11 protein-coding genes are annotated in these 14,275 nt (G+C 62.1%); 4 read left to right on the forward strand and 7 right to left on the reverse strand.

All coding sequences use genetic code 11. The annotated features are described in order from the left end of the window. Positions 1-53 precede the first annotated feature (53 nt). From JIN81_RS07290 to JIN81_RS07310, 5 genes are all read right to left on the reverse strand, one after another. Positions 54-722, reverse strand: coding sequence for a MarC family protein (locus JIN81_RS07290; protein ID WP_200278108.1), 669 nt, complete (start codon positions 720-722; stop codon positions 54-56). 1 nt (position 723) lies between these two features. Next, a complete protein-coding gene (locus tag JIN81_RS07295) occupies positions 724-1,287 on the reverse strand; it encodes a DUF1287 domain-containing protein (RefSeq protein ID WP_200278109.1) in 564 nt (187 codons plus the stop codon). A gap of 4 nt (positions 1,288-1,291) precedes the next feature. Then, positions 1,292-2,593 carry a glutamate-1-semialdehyde 2,1-aminomutase gene (hemL, locus tag JIN81_RS07300; protein WP_200278111.1) on the reverse strand — a complete coding sequence of 434 codons (1,302 nt, stop codon included), beginning with the start codon at positions 2,591-2,593 and terminating at the stop codon, positions 1,292-1,294. 78 nt (positions 2,594-2,671) lie between these two features. Further along, entirely contained in the window at positions 2,672-4,369 is a 1,698-nt protein-coding gene (locus tag JIN81_RS07305) for a DEAD/DEAH box helicase (protein WP_200278112.1), read from the reverse strand. A 249-nt stretch (positions 4,370-4,618) separates the two neighbouring features. Continuing rightward, complete coding sequence (locus tag JIN81_RS07310; protein WP_200278114.1) at positions 4,619-5,068, reverse strand: type II secretion system protein; 450 nt, start codon at positions 5,066-5,068, stop codon at positions 4,619-4,621. Positions 5,069-5,287: 219 nt separating this feature from the next. Here JIN81_RS07310 and JIN81_RS07315 point away from each other — a divergent pair, with 219 nt between their 5' ends. The 3 genes from JIN81_RS07315 (at position 5,288) to JIN81_RS07325 (ending at position 8,369) form a co-directional block, all read left to right on the forward strand. Continuing rightward, entirely contained in the window at positions 5,288-6,364 is a 1,077-nt protein-coding gene (locus JIN81_RS07315; RefSeq protein ID WP_200278116.1) for a Gfo/Idh/MocA family oxidoreductase, read from the forward strand. A gap of 7 nt (positions 6,365-6,371) precedes the next feature. Then, entirely contained in the window at positions 6,372-7,607 is a 1,236-nt protein-coding gene (locus tag JIN81_RS07320) for a 3-keto-disaccharide hydrolase (RefSeq protein ID WP_200278118.1), read from the forward strand. A 282-nt stretch (positions 7,608-7,889) separates the two neighbouring features. Further along, the gene (locus tag JIN81_RS07325; protein ID WP_234044557.1) at positions 7,890-8,369 is read left to right on the forward strand and encodes a VOC family protein; all 480 of its coding nucleotides are present in this window, start codon (positions 7,890-7,892) and stop codon (positions 8,367-8,369) included. A 422-nt stretch (positions 8,370-8,791) separates the two neighbouring features. On the opposite strand, the gene JIN81_RS07330 is transcribed toward JIN81_RS07325, so the two are convergent. Together JIN81_RS07330 and JIN81_RS07335 are read right to left on the reverse strand one after the other, a co-directional pair. Beyond that, positions 8,792-10,285, reverse strand: coding sequence for a HEAT repeat domain-containing protein (locus JIN81_RS07330; protein WP_200278122.1), 1,494 nt, complete (start codon positions 10,283-10,285; stop codon positions 8,792-8,794). An 84-nt stretch (positions 10,286-10,369) separates the two neighbouring features. Next, positions 10,370-12,205, reverse strand: coding sequence for an ankyrin repeat domain-containing protein (locus tag JIN81_RS07335; protein ID WP_200278124.1), 1,836 nt, complete (start codon positions 12,203-12,205; stop codon positions 10,370-10,372). Positions 12,206-12,449: 244 nt separating this feature from the next. On the opposite strand from JIN81_RS07335, the gene JIN81_RS07340 reads away from it, so the two are divergent. Continuing rightward, on the forward strand, positions 12,450-14,237 hold the full coding sequence (locus tag JIN81_RS07340; RefSeq protein WP_200278126.1) for a fibronectin type III domain-containing protein: 1,788 nt from the start codon (positions 12,450-12,452) through the stop codon (positions 14,235-14,237). The last annotated feature ends 38 nt before the right edge of the window (positions 14,238-14,275 follow it).

Raw genomic sequence — 14,275 nt, forward strand, 5'->3', positions numbered from 1 at the left:
GGATTTTTCACAGGCCGGTCATCCTTCGGGGTGATCGGCCTTTTTCGTAAATCTCAGTCGAGGGCGGCCGGATCGATCCAACCGGTGGTCACGTCGCCGAGCCCGGCGAGCATGAACTGCACGCCAATGGCGGCAAGGATCAGGCCCATCAGCCGCGCGGCGATTTCCAGTCCCATGGGTCCGAGCAGCTTGCCGATCCGCTCGCTCGCGAGCAGGAGGATGAAGGTGAGCAGGCACATGCCAAGGATCACCGCGGACATGCCGAGGCGCTCGGTCGGGTTGCTCGCCTGTCCGGCGAACAGGATGACCGTGCCGATGGATCCGGGGCCGACGAAGAGCGGGACTCCCACGGGGATGAGAAGGTTGCGGAAGCGATGTTCCGCGGCTTCGAGGTCGCTTTCCTCGGTGACCTTTTCCGCCAGTTGCTCGACCCGTTTGCCATCCTGCCCACGCACCATGCCGATGCCGGTCAGCAGGAGAAGGATGCCGCCGGCGATGCGGAAGGCGGGGAGCGACACGCCGAAGAAGTGAAGCAACCCGCTTCCCGACCAAAAGAAGACGAGCAGGGCCACCGCAATGAACACGCTGAGGAACAGGGCGAGGTAGCGCTGGGCGCCAAGCCGCTCGCCCGCGACTGCATTGATGTAGACCGGCAGGTTCCCCAAGGGGTTCATGATCGCGAACAGGGCACCCGCGAAGTGGGAGATGAGGGCGAGGTCCATGCTATTTCCAACGGTAGTGTCCGGTAATGGGGAAGTCGAACAAGCGGTCTTCCTCGCGGGTCCCGCGGCCGATGTTGTGGATGACCAGCGGGGTGCCGTCCTCCGACTTCTTGTCACTCACGACCATGATGTGAGGTCGGTTGGGTGGCACCGTGCAGGTGACGAGGTCGCCCGGAAGGTAGTCGCCGGGCTTCTTGGTGACCGGCAGTGACAGACCGCGCCGCTTGAAATAGGTCCCCAGGTTGGGCACCCGGCGGTGGTCGATGTTGCGGTCGGTCCTCGTCAGCCCCCAGATCTTCGGGAATTTGGCGAAGTTCGAGCGCATGTCCTCGTGGACCAGTTTCTGCAGGTCCTGGGACAGCCCGTTGCGCAGAGCGCGAACCACCACGTCGGTGCACACGCCGCGGTCGTTCTCCACATCGCCTCCCGGATACTTCAGGCTGACGTAGGCGGGGTCGTAGCTCGTCGTCACTCCGACCCGTGCCCGTGCCGCGTCCACGATCTTCGTGCCGGTGTCAGCGAAGACCGACAGGCTGAGGGAAAGGATGACCAGCAGGGTACGCATCGATCTAGATGTCCTTCAGCACCTCATCGATCACCTGCACGGTGTCGTCGAGGTCGGCTTCGGTGTGGGCCAAGGAGAGGAAGCCGGTTTCGTACGGGCTCGGTGCGAGGTAGATCCCTTTGTCGAGGCAGCCCCAGAAGAGCTTTTTGAAGAGCTCGAGGTCCTGCTTCATGACGTCGTCGACATTGACGATCTCGCGGTCGGTGAAGAAGAGGCAGAACATCGACCCGACCCGGTTGATGCGGTGGGGGATGCCGCGCGCTTCCATCACGCCGCGCAGGCCTTTTTCGAAATGTGCGCCGAGCACGTCGAGCCGGTCGTAGCCGTTGGGCAGGCCGTCGGTGCCGCCGAGCTGTTTCAGCTGGGCGAGCCCGGCGGCCATGGCCAGCGGGTTCCCCGACAAGGTGCCGGCCTGATAGACCGGGCCGTCGGGAGCGAGCATGTCCATGACGTCGGCGCGCCCGCCAAAGGCGCCGACCGGCAGGCCGCCGCCGATGACCTTGCCGAAGCAGGAGAGGTCGGGCGTGAGGTTTTCGAGGCCCTGCACACCGGCCTTGCCGAGGCGGAAGCCGGTCATGACTTCATCGAAGATCAACAAGGACCCGTGAGCCTCGCAGGTGCTCTTGAGCAGGTCGAGGTAGCCGGGCTTGGGCAGGACGAAGCCGGCGTTGGCCGGGTAGGACTCGACGATGATGGCGGCGATCAGCTCGCCCTTCTCCTTGAAGACGGCCTCGAGGGCTTCGGGGTCGTTGTAGGGGAGGACGATGGTGTTGCGTGCGAAGTCGGACGGGACGCCAGCGGAGTCCGGCTCACCGTGTGTGAGTGCCCCGGATCCGGCGGCGACGAGAAGGGAATCACTATGACCATGGTAGCAACCGTCGAACTTGACGATCAGGTCGCGCTTGGTGAAGCCGCGTGCCAGACGGATGGCGGACATGGTGGCCTCGGTGCCGGAGTTGCACATGCGGACCTTTTGCACCGAGGGCACCCAGTCGGTGACCTTGCGGGCCATCTCGACCTCGAAGGGATTCGGGATGCCGAAGGAAACGCCGCTCTTGGCGACTTCGTGGATGGTGTTGGTGACCACCGTCGGGGCATGCCCGAGGATGTTCGGCCCCCAGGAGCCGATGTAGTCGATGTAGGTCTTGCCATCGACATCCTCGATGCGGCTGCCCTTGGCCTTGCGGACAAAGAAAGGCTCGCCGCCGACATTGCGGAAGGCGCGGACGGGAGAGTTCACGCCGCCGGGAATGACTTCCTTGGCGGCGGCGAAGAGTTTGCGGGAAAGAGGGCCGTTTTCGGTCACGCGGCGACGATGCGCCGGTCGGCACCGCGATGCAAGCCAGTGGAAACTCCAGCGAGGGATCCCGGATGGGGAGGGGGATCAGTCCCGCCCCTTGGGGCCACGATCGTGATCGAGGATGAAGCGCTTGCCGCGCAGGGTGGTTCCGCGGACGGACTCGATGATCTGATCGGCGACCTCTGCCTTCACTTCGATGCGGCAGTTGCGTGGGAAGAGACGGACGTGGCCGATGCTCCCTTGGGGCACACCGGACTCGTTGTAGAGCATGCCGATGACTTCGCCGACCTTCACGCCCTGTTGTTTCCCGACGGAGAGGAAGAGGGGGACCATGCCGGTATTGTCGTGCGGGGTGTCGTGATCGCGGCGCGGTCCACGTTCCCGTGGTGCGCGATCGCCACGGCCTCCACGGTCACGGGGTTCATGCTCACGGCGCTGACGGCGTTGGCCGGGTTCCTCGTGATCCTCCTGGATCTTGCTGAACTCCCGGCCACCTTCTTCGCCGAGTGCGGTGAAGAGCACGCTGACGACGTCGGTCGGCGTGTAGCCCTGCTCGAGCAGACGGTCGAGCTGCGCCTCGTGCGACTTGAAGTCTCCCTTGGCGAGGCGTTCCTTGAGTTGTTCGAAAAGTCGGTCGGCGACCTTGCCTTCGACTTGTTCCTGGGACGGTACCCGCTCGCGCTTCACCGGCTGGCGGGTGTAGCGCTCGATGGTCTCCATGCGGTGGAGGTCGCGACCGAAGGCGAAGCTGACGGCGCGGCCACTGCGACCCGCACGTCCCGTACGGCCGATCCGGTGGACGTAGTCTTCAGGGTCCTGTGGAAGGTCGTAGTTGATGACCAGATCGATGTCGTCCACGTCGAGCCCGCGTCCAGCGACGTCGGTGGCGACGAGAACCTCGACGATGCCATCGCGGAAGCGGCGCAGCACGCGTTCGCGCATCTGCTGGGTGATATCGCCGTGCAGGCGGTCCACGGCGTAGCCGCGTGCGAGCAGGGCTTCGGTGCATTCGTCGACCGAGCGCTTGGTGTTGCAGAAGATGATGCTCAGACGCGCCGGCTCGATGTCGAGGATGCGGGATACCACTTCCACCTTCGAGCGCTGGCGGACTTCGTAGCACGACTGGTCGATGGAGCTGACCGTCATCGCCTTCTGCTTGACCTGGATGGTTTCCGGGCTGTTGCCGAAGCGTTCGATGAAGTGGGTCACCTGGCGGTTCATGGTCGCCGAGAAGAACAGCGTCTGCCGATCTTGGGGCATGTCGGCGAGCAGGGTTTCCATTTCATCCCGGAATCCCATGTCGAGCATGCGGTCGGCTTCGTCGAGCACGACGGTGCGGATCGTGCTTGGGTTGAGCGAGCCCCGCTTGAGGTGGTCGAGGACGCGGCCGGGTGTGCCGACGACGACGTGGGCTCCCTTGCGCAAGGCGCGCAGCTGGCGGTCGATCGGGGCACCGCCGTAGACGGGCACGGCGCTGAGGCGGTCGAGCTTGGCTCCGAGGCGGTGGATTTCCTCACACACCTGGTTGGCGAGCTCGCGGGTCGGGCAGAGGATGATGGCCTGCGTTTCGTGGCGCTTCAGATCGATCTTGGCGAGAAGGGGGATGCCGAAGGCCGCGGTCTTGCCGGAGCCGGTTTCGGAGAGTCCGATGATGTCCTTTCCCTCGAGAGCGACGGGGATGGACATGGCTTGAATGGGAGAGGGGCGTTCGTAGCCGAGGGCTTCGACGGAGGCCAGAAGGTCGTCGGGAAGTCCCAGTTCGGCGAAAGGAGGCGTGTCCATGATACAAAGGGCCGGGCGGATGGGGTTGAGAACCAAGGGCCAGCGGCGGAGGCGGAAGGTGATGGATTCCGGCGGTCTGGCAAGCAGCGAATTCCAGCCGGGTCGGCGGAATCCTGGGTTTTGAGGGGATCAAGCCCCCGCCGGACCCCGCGGGAATTCGTCGTCGACGGCCCGGGAGTTCGCGGCCTACGCGACAGGACCCCCTGCCGGACAAGCCGACGGGGGGCCGATGACGCCAGATTTGGGCGATTACCAGTCCCGATCGTTCGGAAGCTGGTGCTGCTGCCTGGTTTCCAGCGAGCAGGTCACGTAGAGCTCACCCGGTGTGGGGAAGACATCCTCGTGGGCAAGCTCATAGAGCCCGCCTCCTGGACAGGGCTGAATGCCCTTGAGCATCTCATGGGTCGTGCTGTCGATGTAGCCCTTGTGAAGCAGGTGGTCGGCGATCGACTGACTGCCTCGCTCGGCACGGGGGATGGTTCCGGACGCAAAACCGTAGAGGTTTTGGTAGGAACGCACGCTCATCTGCACATTGCGGATGTTCATGATGCAGGCGGCACGGTCGGAGCCACGGCTCCAGGCGCGGGCGCCAATCAGTAGTACGGTCGTCATGGCAAGCAGCACGGCAAGAACGACTGTAATCTCCAGTAGCGTCAGGCCGGGCCGATCCATGCGCCGCCGGGGGGATGCGGTTTTCATGTTCGGGGGGTGTGGGGGGGTGAGCTGCGAAAGTAGCACGAAAGCGTGGGTCGCCCATCACGCGATCGTGGAGGGTGGAGCGGATGGCGTTCGCCGGGCGTCGGGGAAGGGAAGTGATTGCCTGACCGGAGTGGGGAGACCAGCATGCCCCAGAAAACGATAGAAACTTGCCTGTAGGCGAAATAAACCGTCTTCTTTCGCCGTTTTCCCGCCCTAATCATGAGCAATAGTATCCGAGTCCTCTGCGTTGGTGCCGGCCATATGGGTCGTTCCCACGCCCTTGCCTACCACCAGATCCCCGAGTTTGAGATCTGTGGCATTGTCACCCGCTCGCCTGAGAGCCGGGGTGCATTGAATTCCGAGCTGGGTGGCGGATATGACGAGTTCGGCGATTTTTACGAGGCGCTGGCCGCGACCCAGCCCGATGTGGTGAGCATTTCCACCTACCCGGACACCCACGCCGACTACGCCGAGGCGGCGTTCGACGCCGGTTGCCACGTCTTCATCGAGAAGCCCCTCGCGGAAACCGTCGCCGAGGCGGAAAGGATCGTCGCCAAGGCCCGCGCCACCGGGCGCAAGCTGGTGATCGGCTACATCCTCCGCCATCACCCGAGCTGGATCAAATTCATCGAGATGTCGCAGGACCTCGGCAAGCCGCTGGTCATGCGGATGAATCTCAATCAGCAGTCCTTCGGCGCCAATTGGGAGACCCACAAGAACCTCATGTCCTCGATTTCACCCATCGTCGACTGCGGCGTGCACTATGTCGACGTCATGTGCCAGATGACCCGCTCGAAGCCTGTGCGGGTATCGGGTCTCGGAGCCCGGCTCACTGACGAACTTCCGGAAGGCCGGATCAATTACGGTCACCTCCAGGTGACCTTCGAGGACGGTTCGGTCGGTTGGTATGAGGCGGGATGGGGACCGATGATGTCCGAGACCGCCTTCTTCGTGAAGGACGTGGTCGGGCCGAAGGGCTGTGTCACCATCGAAGCACGGGAAGCCGCCGGCGAAGGGGCGTCGTCCGACGTCGACGCCCACACCAAGACGAACACGCTGCGCCGCCATTTCTCCGAACTCGACGCGGACGGGCAGTTTGCGAAAAAGGACACGTGGACCGAGACCGGCGATGAGCCCGACCACGATGAACTGTGCAAGCGCGAGCAGGAGTATCTGCTCAAGGCCATCACCGAAGACATGGACCTCGGGGATCACATGGATGATGCGATCAATTCGATGCGCATCGTCGCGGCCGCCGACGAAAGTTTCCGCACCGGCAAAACCATCGAACTCTAACACTACTATGAAATCCGTAATCACAATCGCACTTCTTCTGTGCGTCGGCTCGCTCGGCGCGGCGGAGAAGCTGAAATTCGTTCCACTCTTCAATGGCAAGGACCTGACCGGCTGGACCGGTGAGGGCTACGAAGTGAAGGATGGTGCCATCGTCTGCACTCCCCAGGGCAAGAACCTGATGACGGAGGCGATCTACGCCAACTACGTCCTCGATTTTGAGTTCAAGCTGCCGCCGGGTGGCAACAATGGCCTCGGCATCCATTACTCCGGCACCGGCAATCCCGCCTATACCGGCATGGAGATCCAGGTATTGGACGACACCGCTGAGAAGTACAAGGACCTCAAGGACTACCAGTTCCACGGTTCCATCTACACCATGGTCCCGGCGAAGAAGGGCCACCTCAAGCCGGTGGGCGAATGGAACCTGCAACGTGTCACCGTGAACGGCGATGAGATCAAGGTGGAGCTGAACGGCACCGTGATCACCGAGGCCAAGCTCTCGGAACTGCGGAAGAAATTTCCCAAGCACGAAGGAGCCAAGCGCAACAGCGGACACATCACCTTCTGCGGTCATGGCGATGCCGTGGCGTATCGCGCGCTGAAAATCTGCGAGCTCTCGCCCCATGCGAATGTGACCGGAGCGGTTGAAGCCGGATTCCGGCCGCTCTTTGACGGGCGCACACTGAAGGGCTTCAAGGTGCCCGAAGGTGGCGAAGAGCACTGGATTCCGATCAACGGCATCCTCAAGTACGACGGCAAGAACAAGGACCTGTGGACGGAGAAGAACTACAAGGACTTCACTCTCGCCTTCGACTGGCGCTGGACGATGCCCGGCCCGATCAAGAAGCGCCCCATCCTCGGCGCCGATGGCAACCCGACGGGAGAGCAGGTCGACGTGCAGGAGCTCGACAGCGGTATTTACGTGCGCGGCTCCAGCAAGAGCCAGGTCAACCTGTGGAACTGGCCGGTCGGTTCCGGCGAGGTCTATGGCTACCGCACCGATGGCAAACAGAGCGCTGAAGTGCGTGCCGGCGTGACCCCGAAGGTGAAGGCCGACCATCCGATCGGCGACTGGAACCGCATGCTCATCTCGGTGAAGGGTGAAACCCTCAACGTCAGCCTGAACGGCAAGGAAGTGATCATCGACGCCAAGCTTCCCGGCATGAATGCCGAGGGTCCGATCGGCTTCCAGCATCACCATGCCGCGATCGACTTCGCGAATGTCTACATCCGCGAAGACTGATCACTGCGATTGGTCAGTCTCTCTATCAGCGCCGTGTCCGGGAAACCGGGCACGGCGCTTTTCTGTCCACAACATGGCTCCGTCCGTCACGGGTTGGAACGACTCATCCGACGGAAAATGGGGCGCGTAGGACGGGCTCGGGTGAAGTGGACGGAATTCCGGAAGCAGGATCGAAGAGATCGGCTGCCTGTCCTCCGGCCTTGCCGGTAACAGGCATGGCTGGCTACCATCGAGGAAAGGAGAAGTGGAGCGCTGCCATGAGGGTGGATGCCGCTGATCTTGATGCCTGCAGTGAACATGACGAAGCCGATCGACAAGCTGGAACCGAGAATCAGCATCGTCGGGCTTTGTGTCCGCGATATCCACCGGTCGTATCGGTTCTATGCGGAGGGTCTGGGTTTCCCGACCACTCGCAAGCCGGAGGATGCATGGGTCGGGTTCAAACTGAATGGGCTCTGTTTCTGCATTTACCCATACGAGAACCTGAAGGCGGAAAATCTGAAGAGGGAGATCGATGCGGGTCGAGCCCTTGACCGAAGCCTCATGCCGAGTGTGGGTCTTGCCTATAACACCCGCGAGAAACATCAGGTGAGGGAGGTGCTGGCTCTAGCGGAACGAGCGGGTGGCACGATCGAGAAGGAACCGGAAGATACGTTCTGGGGTGGATTCAGCGGCGACTTTGCGGATCCGGACGGTCACCTCTGGGAGGTGGCCTGGGCCGAGAGTTGGGAGTTCAATCCGGATGGAAGCCTTGTCGTTTGAACCCTGCACCCGATCCAATGATCCGCTCGGAGCGAAGTTCTCGGACGACGCAAACCCACAACCCACTGTCCTTGCACGGCTGCCTTCCGGCGGTTGACGAGTGACGCGGGCGTAGCCCCCCAGACCAACCACCATGGAGATTCCCAAGAGAACGCAGAAATGTCCGGATTGCGGCGCGGATTTGAAGAGAGTGAGGATATTGGATTCCACGACTCCGGGAGGGGCCCATGTGACACTGGGCTATGCACATCCCGCAGCCAAGGCATCAATGACTCGCAGGAATGTAGCCCGCAGTGGAAATGTCTGCGCGTACATGTGCGATGGTTGCAGCCGCATCTTTCTCTACGGAGAGAGGAGTCGTTAGATCCGGATCGGAACCTGGCTGACCTGATCGCCAGTCGGGCTGGCTTCTTCAGGAGTGCTCAGCCGGTCGGTGCCCAGTTCACACCGGGATTGGCAGCCTGAAGCAACTCGGCTCCCAGCGATGGATCATCCTTCCGTCCCTCGATTCGGGGGTCGTTTTCATGTTCGAGTTCCCAGACGCAATGCCGTCCGTAAATGGGAAGCGGGTCGCGGGTTTCCGGGAGCGACATGAAGAAGCACCAAGTGACGGAGCCGACCATCATGATGCCCTCGTCTTCCTTGAGCGTCCACTTCAGCAGAGTCACCGGGATCCTCTCGTTGGTGGGTGGCCAGAGGATTTCCCGATGATCGTGGATCTCCAGAGTGTCGGGGAGCTCGGCCAACTCGTTCGGATGGGAGAGCCAGCGCGCTGCAACACCGAGAGCCATCTCCCTTGGGTCGCGGACGGCCTCCGGGATGGCGTCGGGCCGCTCAAGTTCCCTCAGGTAGTCGCTGGCGTCGGCTCGGGTCCTCCAGTCCTCGCAGTAGGATGCCAATTGGCGGATCCCTTCTTCCCGTCCTTGCTTGGCCAGCGCCCACGCGGCCTCGATGCGGACGCTTTTATCCCGGTGGGCGGAGGCCAGCTCCAGTAGGGCCGCTGAATCACTGAGGAAGGGCAGGGCGGCAGTGGCGCTGACTGCATAGCTGGCTCGCTCCGGATCCTCATCCTGCAGATACCCGCGAAGCAGGGCGATGCCCTGCGCGTGATCGAATGGATGCGTCCTGATCTTGCCTTGGATCCTCTGTTGGTTGGCCCAGTCGAGGAACGAAACCGCGGCGAACCCCGTGGGAAGATGCTGGCTCAGGCGCGTGATCAACTTGGGAATGTCCTCGTCGTCCGGGTCGATGGAGCGGAACACCGATTCCCACATGAACGATTCGTTCAAGCGTGGATCCTGCGCGGCTTTTTCCACCACCGGAAAGGAGTTCGCGTGGCCATAGGCAACCAGATGGCGAACCATCATCACGGCTTCGAGGTCGCCGAGATCCTCCTCGTTCGAGGCAAGTGCCGCTTCCAACCGGTGTTTCACCAGTGGCATGCCCAGTTCATGAAACACCGCATAGGCTTCCTGGGATCCTGGCTTCTGGAAGGATGAACCGATCTGGTAGGCGGCATCGGGTGTGGTGGCATCGCGATAGGCGGCACACAGGGCGAGGGCGTCCTCCATGGAGGCGATCTTTGGATCCGTATCCAGTTCCTCGACCTCGTCATCATGGCGGGAGCCACCTTCAAGCAGGTGGGATAGGAGGAGCTTCAGGTTCGGAGAGACCTTCGCCTTGAGGCAGTATTGATGAAAATCCGCAGGAACTTCCGGTGGCGCATCCTCGTCCATCCAAGCGGTCAGCTTTCCCTTGAGGAGGATGTTGGTGATGACGAACAGGGTCCAGATGACCGCGTAGGCTAGGGTGAACTTGTAGAAGGTGCTTTCCCATCGACCCTCGAGGCGAAGCAAAAGGATGGTCAGCAGGATGCCGGGCCAAAGGAGTTTCTTCCAAGGGTTGCCTTCGTTCATGGATCATATCGTTAGGCCGGCTTCGTGGACCGGGGAAGGAAAACCCGGCAATTCAGGGCGGAGAGGGTTTGATGGCCCGGTATGTTAGATCCGGCGCCACGATCCATCTCCGGGGTCGAGTTCGTAAACTCGTGGATTTGCCACGAACTCACTGCTCTCCTCGCACCGGACCTTGCCGCCACGGATGCGGATCCTGCCATCGATGAGTTGAGCCTGATGATTGTGGATCCAGCCGGGGTCGTCACCCTGAGTTTCGACGGACTCGATCTTCCAGGACTCGATGTGGAGGCGCTTCACCTGGGCGGTCGACTTACGATGTTCGGGGTAGCTCAAGTTTCCGACCAGGTAGATCCATGAGCCGACGAGGGTGGCGGTGTGGAAGTCTGTCGGGGGAAAGACCTTTTCCGGATAGGCATGGATCTGAAAGTCGCCCTGGCCGTCATGGACGATCACATCGTTGTAGATGCAGAAGTCGGGGTCATAGCCATCCTCGTGTTCGCCGGCGATCTGGACGAAGCGTCCGTCGGGGAGGCAGGTCAACGACATGCAGGAACGATCGTGGCACCAGGTGGCTTCTCCGCTGTCAAATGAGGAGAGTCCGAACTGGTCGTTGGCCTGATACGCGTTCCAGCCGCAGCGCACCATCGCGTCCCAGAAGGGGATGTCCATGGGCTCGGGGTTCTTCTTCCCGAAGCGCCGTTTGCGGCCCTTCTTGAACTCGCGGGGGGTGACATCGAGTTCCTCGGAGGTGCCCAGCCCGATGAAGTTGCGAAGCACCTCGGTTTCCAGTTGAGCCGCATCTTCTCCTCCGTCGATCAGGATGCGAACGATCTCAGGGTGGGTGGCTTTCTGAATGACCGACTCGTCGACATGGTCTTTGGCTTTCCAATCCGCACCGGCTTCGGTGAGGAGGCGAAAGCATCGGGTCGCTCCGTAGTCGGCCGCCGTCATCAGGGGCGTGCCGGCAAAGTCGTCGCACTCGTTCGGATCAAACCCGCGGTCGAGCAGCCACTGGAGCGCCTCCTCCTGATCTACTTCGACGACGAGATGAAGGATGGATCTTCCGGTGTTGCTCCGATGGTTGAGCTCGGCGCCCTGGCTGATGAGCCACTCGGCTTTCTCGAAGTCTCCCTTCGAGATGGCGAGGACGAGAGCACTACGATTGCCTCGGTCGACGGCTTCCAGATCGGCCCCGGCATCGACGTGGGTCTTCATCTCGTCGAGGGATCCGAAGACGGTGGCCCGCATCAAGGGCGTCCAGTCGAGAAGTGCGGGGTCCGCACCGTGATCGAGGAGTCGCTTGACCAGGTCGAAACGACTGCTCCCCGACACGCGCGACAGGGCGGACTCCCCGTAGTCGCTGACGACATCGGTGGGAGCTCCGGCTTCGAGGAGAAGTGTCATGGCATCTTCCCGGCAGCTGCAAGCGGCCTTGATCAAGGCGGTGTAGCCGTTCGCGGATCGGAAGGACGCATCGGCCCCGGCCCGGAGGAGAAGCTTGAGTTTCTCGATGGATGCCTTCTGAGCGACGACGGAAAGAACGGGTTCCGGGGTGGGACGAAAGCGCGAAGCGGACGGGTCCTTGAGCAGGTCCATCATGTCCGGATCGATGTCCATCGATTCACCCATTTCCTGCAGGGTTTCCGCCATGGATTCCTGCATTTCCTTCTGCAGGTCCTCGCCCAGTTGCTCCATGGGGTCGGGCGGAGGTGTGGTCAGCGCGTTCACATCCGCTCCATGATCGATGAGCCACTGCACGGCATCGAGCCCGGCCTCCGCACTGAGACAGGCATGCATGAGGGGCGTGTGACCCTCAACTCCATCGGGAAGGTCGATGGCGGTGCCAGCCCGGAGACATTGCTCGAGTTTCGAGAGATCGCCGCGTCGGGCCGCACGATGGATGTCTTCGAGTCGGGGCATGGGGGAATTTTTTCCACGATCCGGGCGACCCTGCAGCAAAAACCCACGGAGGTTTGTGATCTTCGGGGAGCAGTTCCCGGATTCGGAGTTTGATCAGGTGTTCTGGGAAATCCCTGGAAGATAGAGGCAGTCGGGTCCCGCCCACTTGTTTGTCAAAAGATGCCAAGGGCCGGAAACACTCGGGGCGGGCCGTGAGTATAACCGTTTCCGCAAGCCAACCTCCCCGGTCCGACTCCATCCCGACATGATACGTATCCATTCGTTTCTCGCCTCGATTTTGCTGCCCATGCCACTCGCGTGGGCCGGGGATTTTCCGGAGCCACCTGAGGGTTTCGGGCAACTGGAGAAAGAGCCGGCGATGGTGGATGGTGGTCGTGACGAGCAAGGCAGGGAGTTCAGCTATCTGGCCCAGCCGGCCGTGAATGGGAAGCTGGTGCTTACGGCGAGCAATGGTTTCTTCAGCGGTCGTGTGGCGACGGCGCGGGGAGTGTCCGATCTGCCGAAGGTGGGGGATGCCAAGTTGATTGCGCCGAATTTTGCCTCACTGGATTGGCGGGGGGGTGGTCATTCCCTTCGCTGGCATGTTCTGATCAAGAAGCCCGGTGAGGTTTTCCTCAGCGCCCACCTCGGGGTGACCCAGGCAGGGTCGATCGTGAAGGCCAGTCTGGGGTCCGAGCACAAGATGGTGACTACGGCGGTTTCCGATGCGGGTGAGGGCCAGCCATGGGAGCTGCGTTTCCAGGTGGATGAACCGGGCGCATACCTGCTGTCCCTGCAGGCGAAGGAAGTTGCGGGAAGGAAAGTGGGTGATCTGCATCGCATCGAGGTCTTCGGTCCGGCGGTGGAGGGGGCGTCGCTGTTGAGGGCGCGTTGGCGCCCGGCGGCGGCGCATGGGAACTACGATACGAGCGAGGGGAGTGATACGAAATTGCTGGTCTTCTCGACGCGCAGTGAGATCCCGGCTTCGAGCTACTCACCCATCACGACGCCTTTCGGCTACTATGGGACTAGTTTCGACGATCAAGGGCGCAGCACGGGGTCCTTCAATTTCTCGATGTGGGGGAAGCCGAACGCGGCGGGTGACCTGAAGATCATGCCGCATTTGCTCGGGGTGGGCTCCCCGGATGGTGAGTTCAGCGGTTTCGGGCATGAGGGAAGCGGTGTGAAGCCCCGGGGATGGCAGCCGATGCCTGATCGGCCGGAAGAGGTGGTCCAGGCGCTCCGGGTCGAGAGTGGCAAGGAATACGACACTTACTACGGTTACTACTACGACCATCCGAGCGAGGAATGGAAGTTCTTCGCGGCAGGCAACAAGTGGCATGGCGGGAAGCCGATGAAGCGGCTTCGTCTGGGGTCTTTCTGTGAGGTTCCGGGGCCACCCCAGCTCCAGCGTTCGGGCGATGTCTATCGCGAGGTCCGGCGCCGGGGATGGGCGTGGGACGGAAAGAAGTGGATCGCGCTCGATGAGTATCGCCCCGGAGGTGCCGGGAGGTCGGGTGACGTGGCGGTGAACAAACGGTGGTACACCACCGAGGACGGTGAGTTCGCCATGGGATGCGGAGGCATCCGGTTCTACCGGCACGATGCTTCGCACGTGCGTGCCCCCGAGCCGCGGGAGCTTCCTGGCTTTCTAACGGACGAGAGCACGGATCTCCTCTTCCGGATGCCCATCGAGGTGGAGGTCGTGAAGGTCGATGAGGTGGGTACCGATCGGGTGACGGTTGGGTTCACCGTGAAGTCGGAGGACGAGCTGACGGGTGGCACCGTGTTCTTCGGGGAAAGCGATGCGCTCACCTTCGCGCCACGCAAGCTTCATGGGACCGAGCGGAAGTCCGAGCTGAGTCATGCGGTCAATGCCGCCACCTGGTCGAACGCGGTCGAGTTGTCTTCCGTGAAGCAGGGTGCCAACCAGGTGGTTCTCGAGGGCCTCGAACCGGACCGCACTTACTTCGTCCGAATCCTCGTCGACAGCCGGGTGAGTCGCGTGTGGAGTTCCCGGACTTTCCGGTTCAAGACGGCGGCGGCGGATTGAGGAGGAGAGGTTTGCTACGCGGACAGGATGGTCCGCCC

This window comes from Haloferula rosea (genome assembly GCF_016595525.1).
GTDB classification, from domain to species: Bacteria; Verrucomicrobiota; Verrucomicrobiia; order Verrucomicrobiales; family Akkermansiaceae; genus Haloferula; species Haloferula rosea.

Coding starts and splice junctions, on each gene's coding strand:
- JIN81_RS07290 (WP_200278108.1), bottom strand. CDS start 722: ATGGACCTCGCCCTCATCTCCCACTTCGCGGGTGCCCTGTTCGCGATC.
- JIN81_RS07295 (WP_200278109.1), bottom strand. CDS start 1,287: ATGCGTACCCTGCTGGTCATCCTTTCCCTCAGCCTGTCGGTCTTCGCT.
- JIN81_RS07305 (WP_200278112.1), bottom strand. CDS start 4,369: ATGGACACGCCTCCTTTCGCCGAACTGGGACTTCCCGACGACCTTCTG.
- JIN81_RS07310 (WP_200278114.1), bottom strand. CDS start 5,068: ATGAAAACCGCATCCCCCCGGCGGCGCATGGATCGGCCCGGCCTGACG.
- JIN81_RS07315 (WP_200278116.1), top strand. CDS start 5,288: ATGAGCAATAGTATCCGAGTCCTCTGCGTTGGTGCCGGCCATATGGGT.
- JIN81_RS07320 (WP_200278118.1), top strand. CDS start 6,372: ATGAAATCCGTAATCACAATCGCACTTCTTCTGTGCGTCGGCTCGCTC.
- JIN81_RS07325 (WP_234044557.1), top strand. CDS start 7,890: ATGCCTGCAGTGAACATGACGAAGCCGATCGACAAGCTGGAACCGAGA.
- JIN81_RS07330 (WP_200278122.1), bottom strand. CDS start 10,285: ATGAACGAAGGCAACCCTTGGAAGAAACTCCTTTGGCCCGGCATCCTG.
- JIN81_RS07335 (WP_200278124.1), bottom strand. CDS start 12,205: ATGCCCCGACTCGAAGACATCCATCGTGCGGCCCGACGCGGCGATCTC.
- JIN81_RS07340 (WP_200278126.1), top strand. CDS start 12,450: ATGATACGTATCCATTCGTTTCTCGCCTCGATTTTGCTGCCCATGCCA.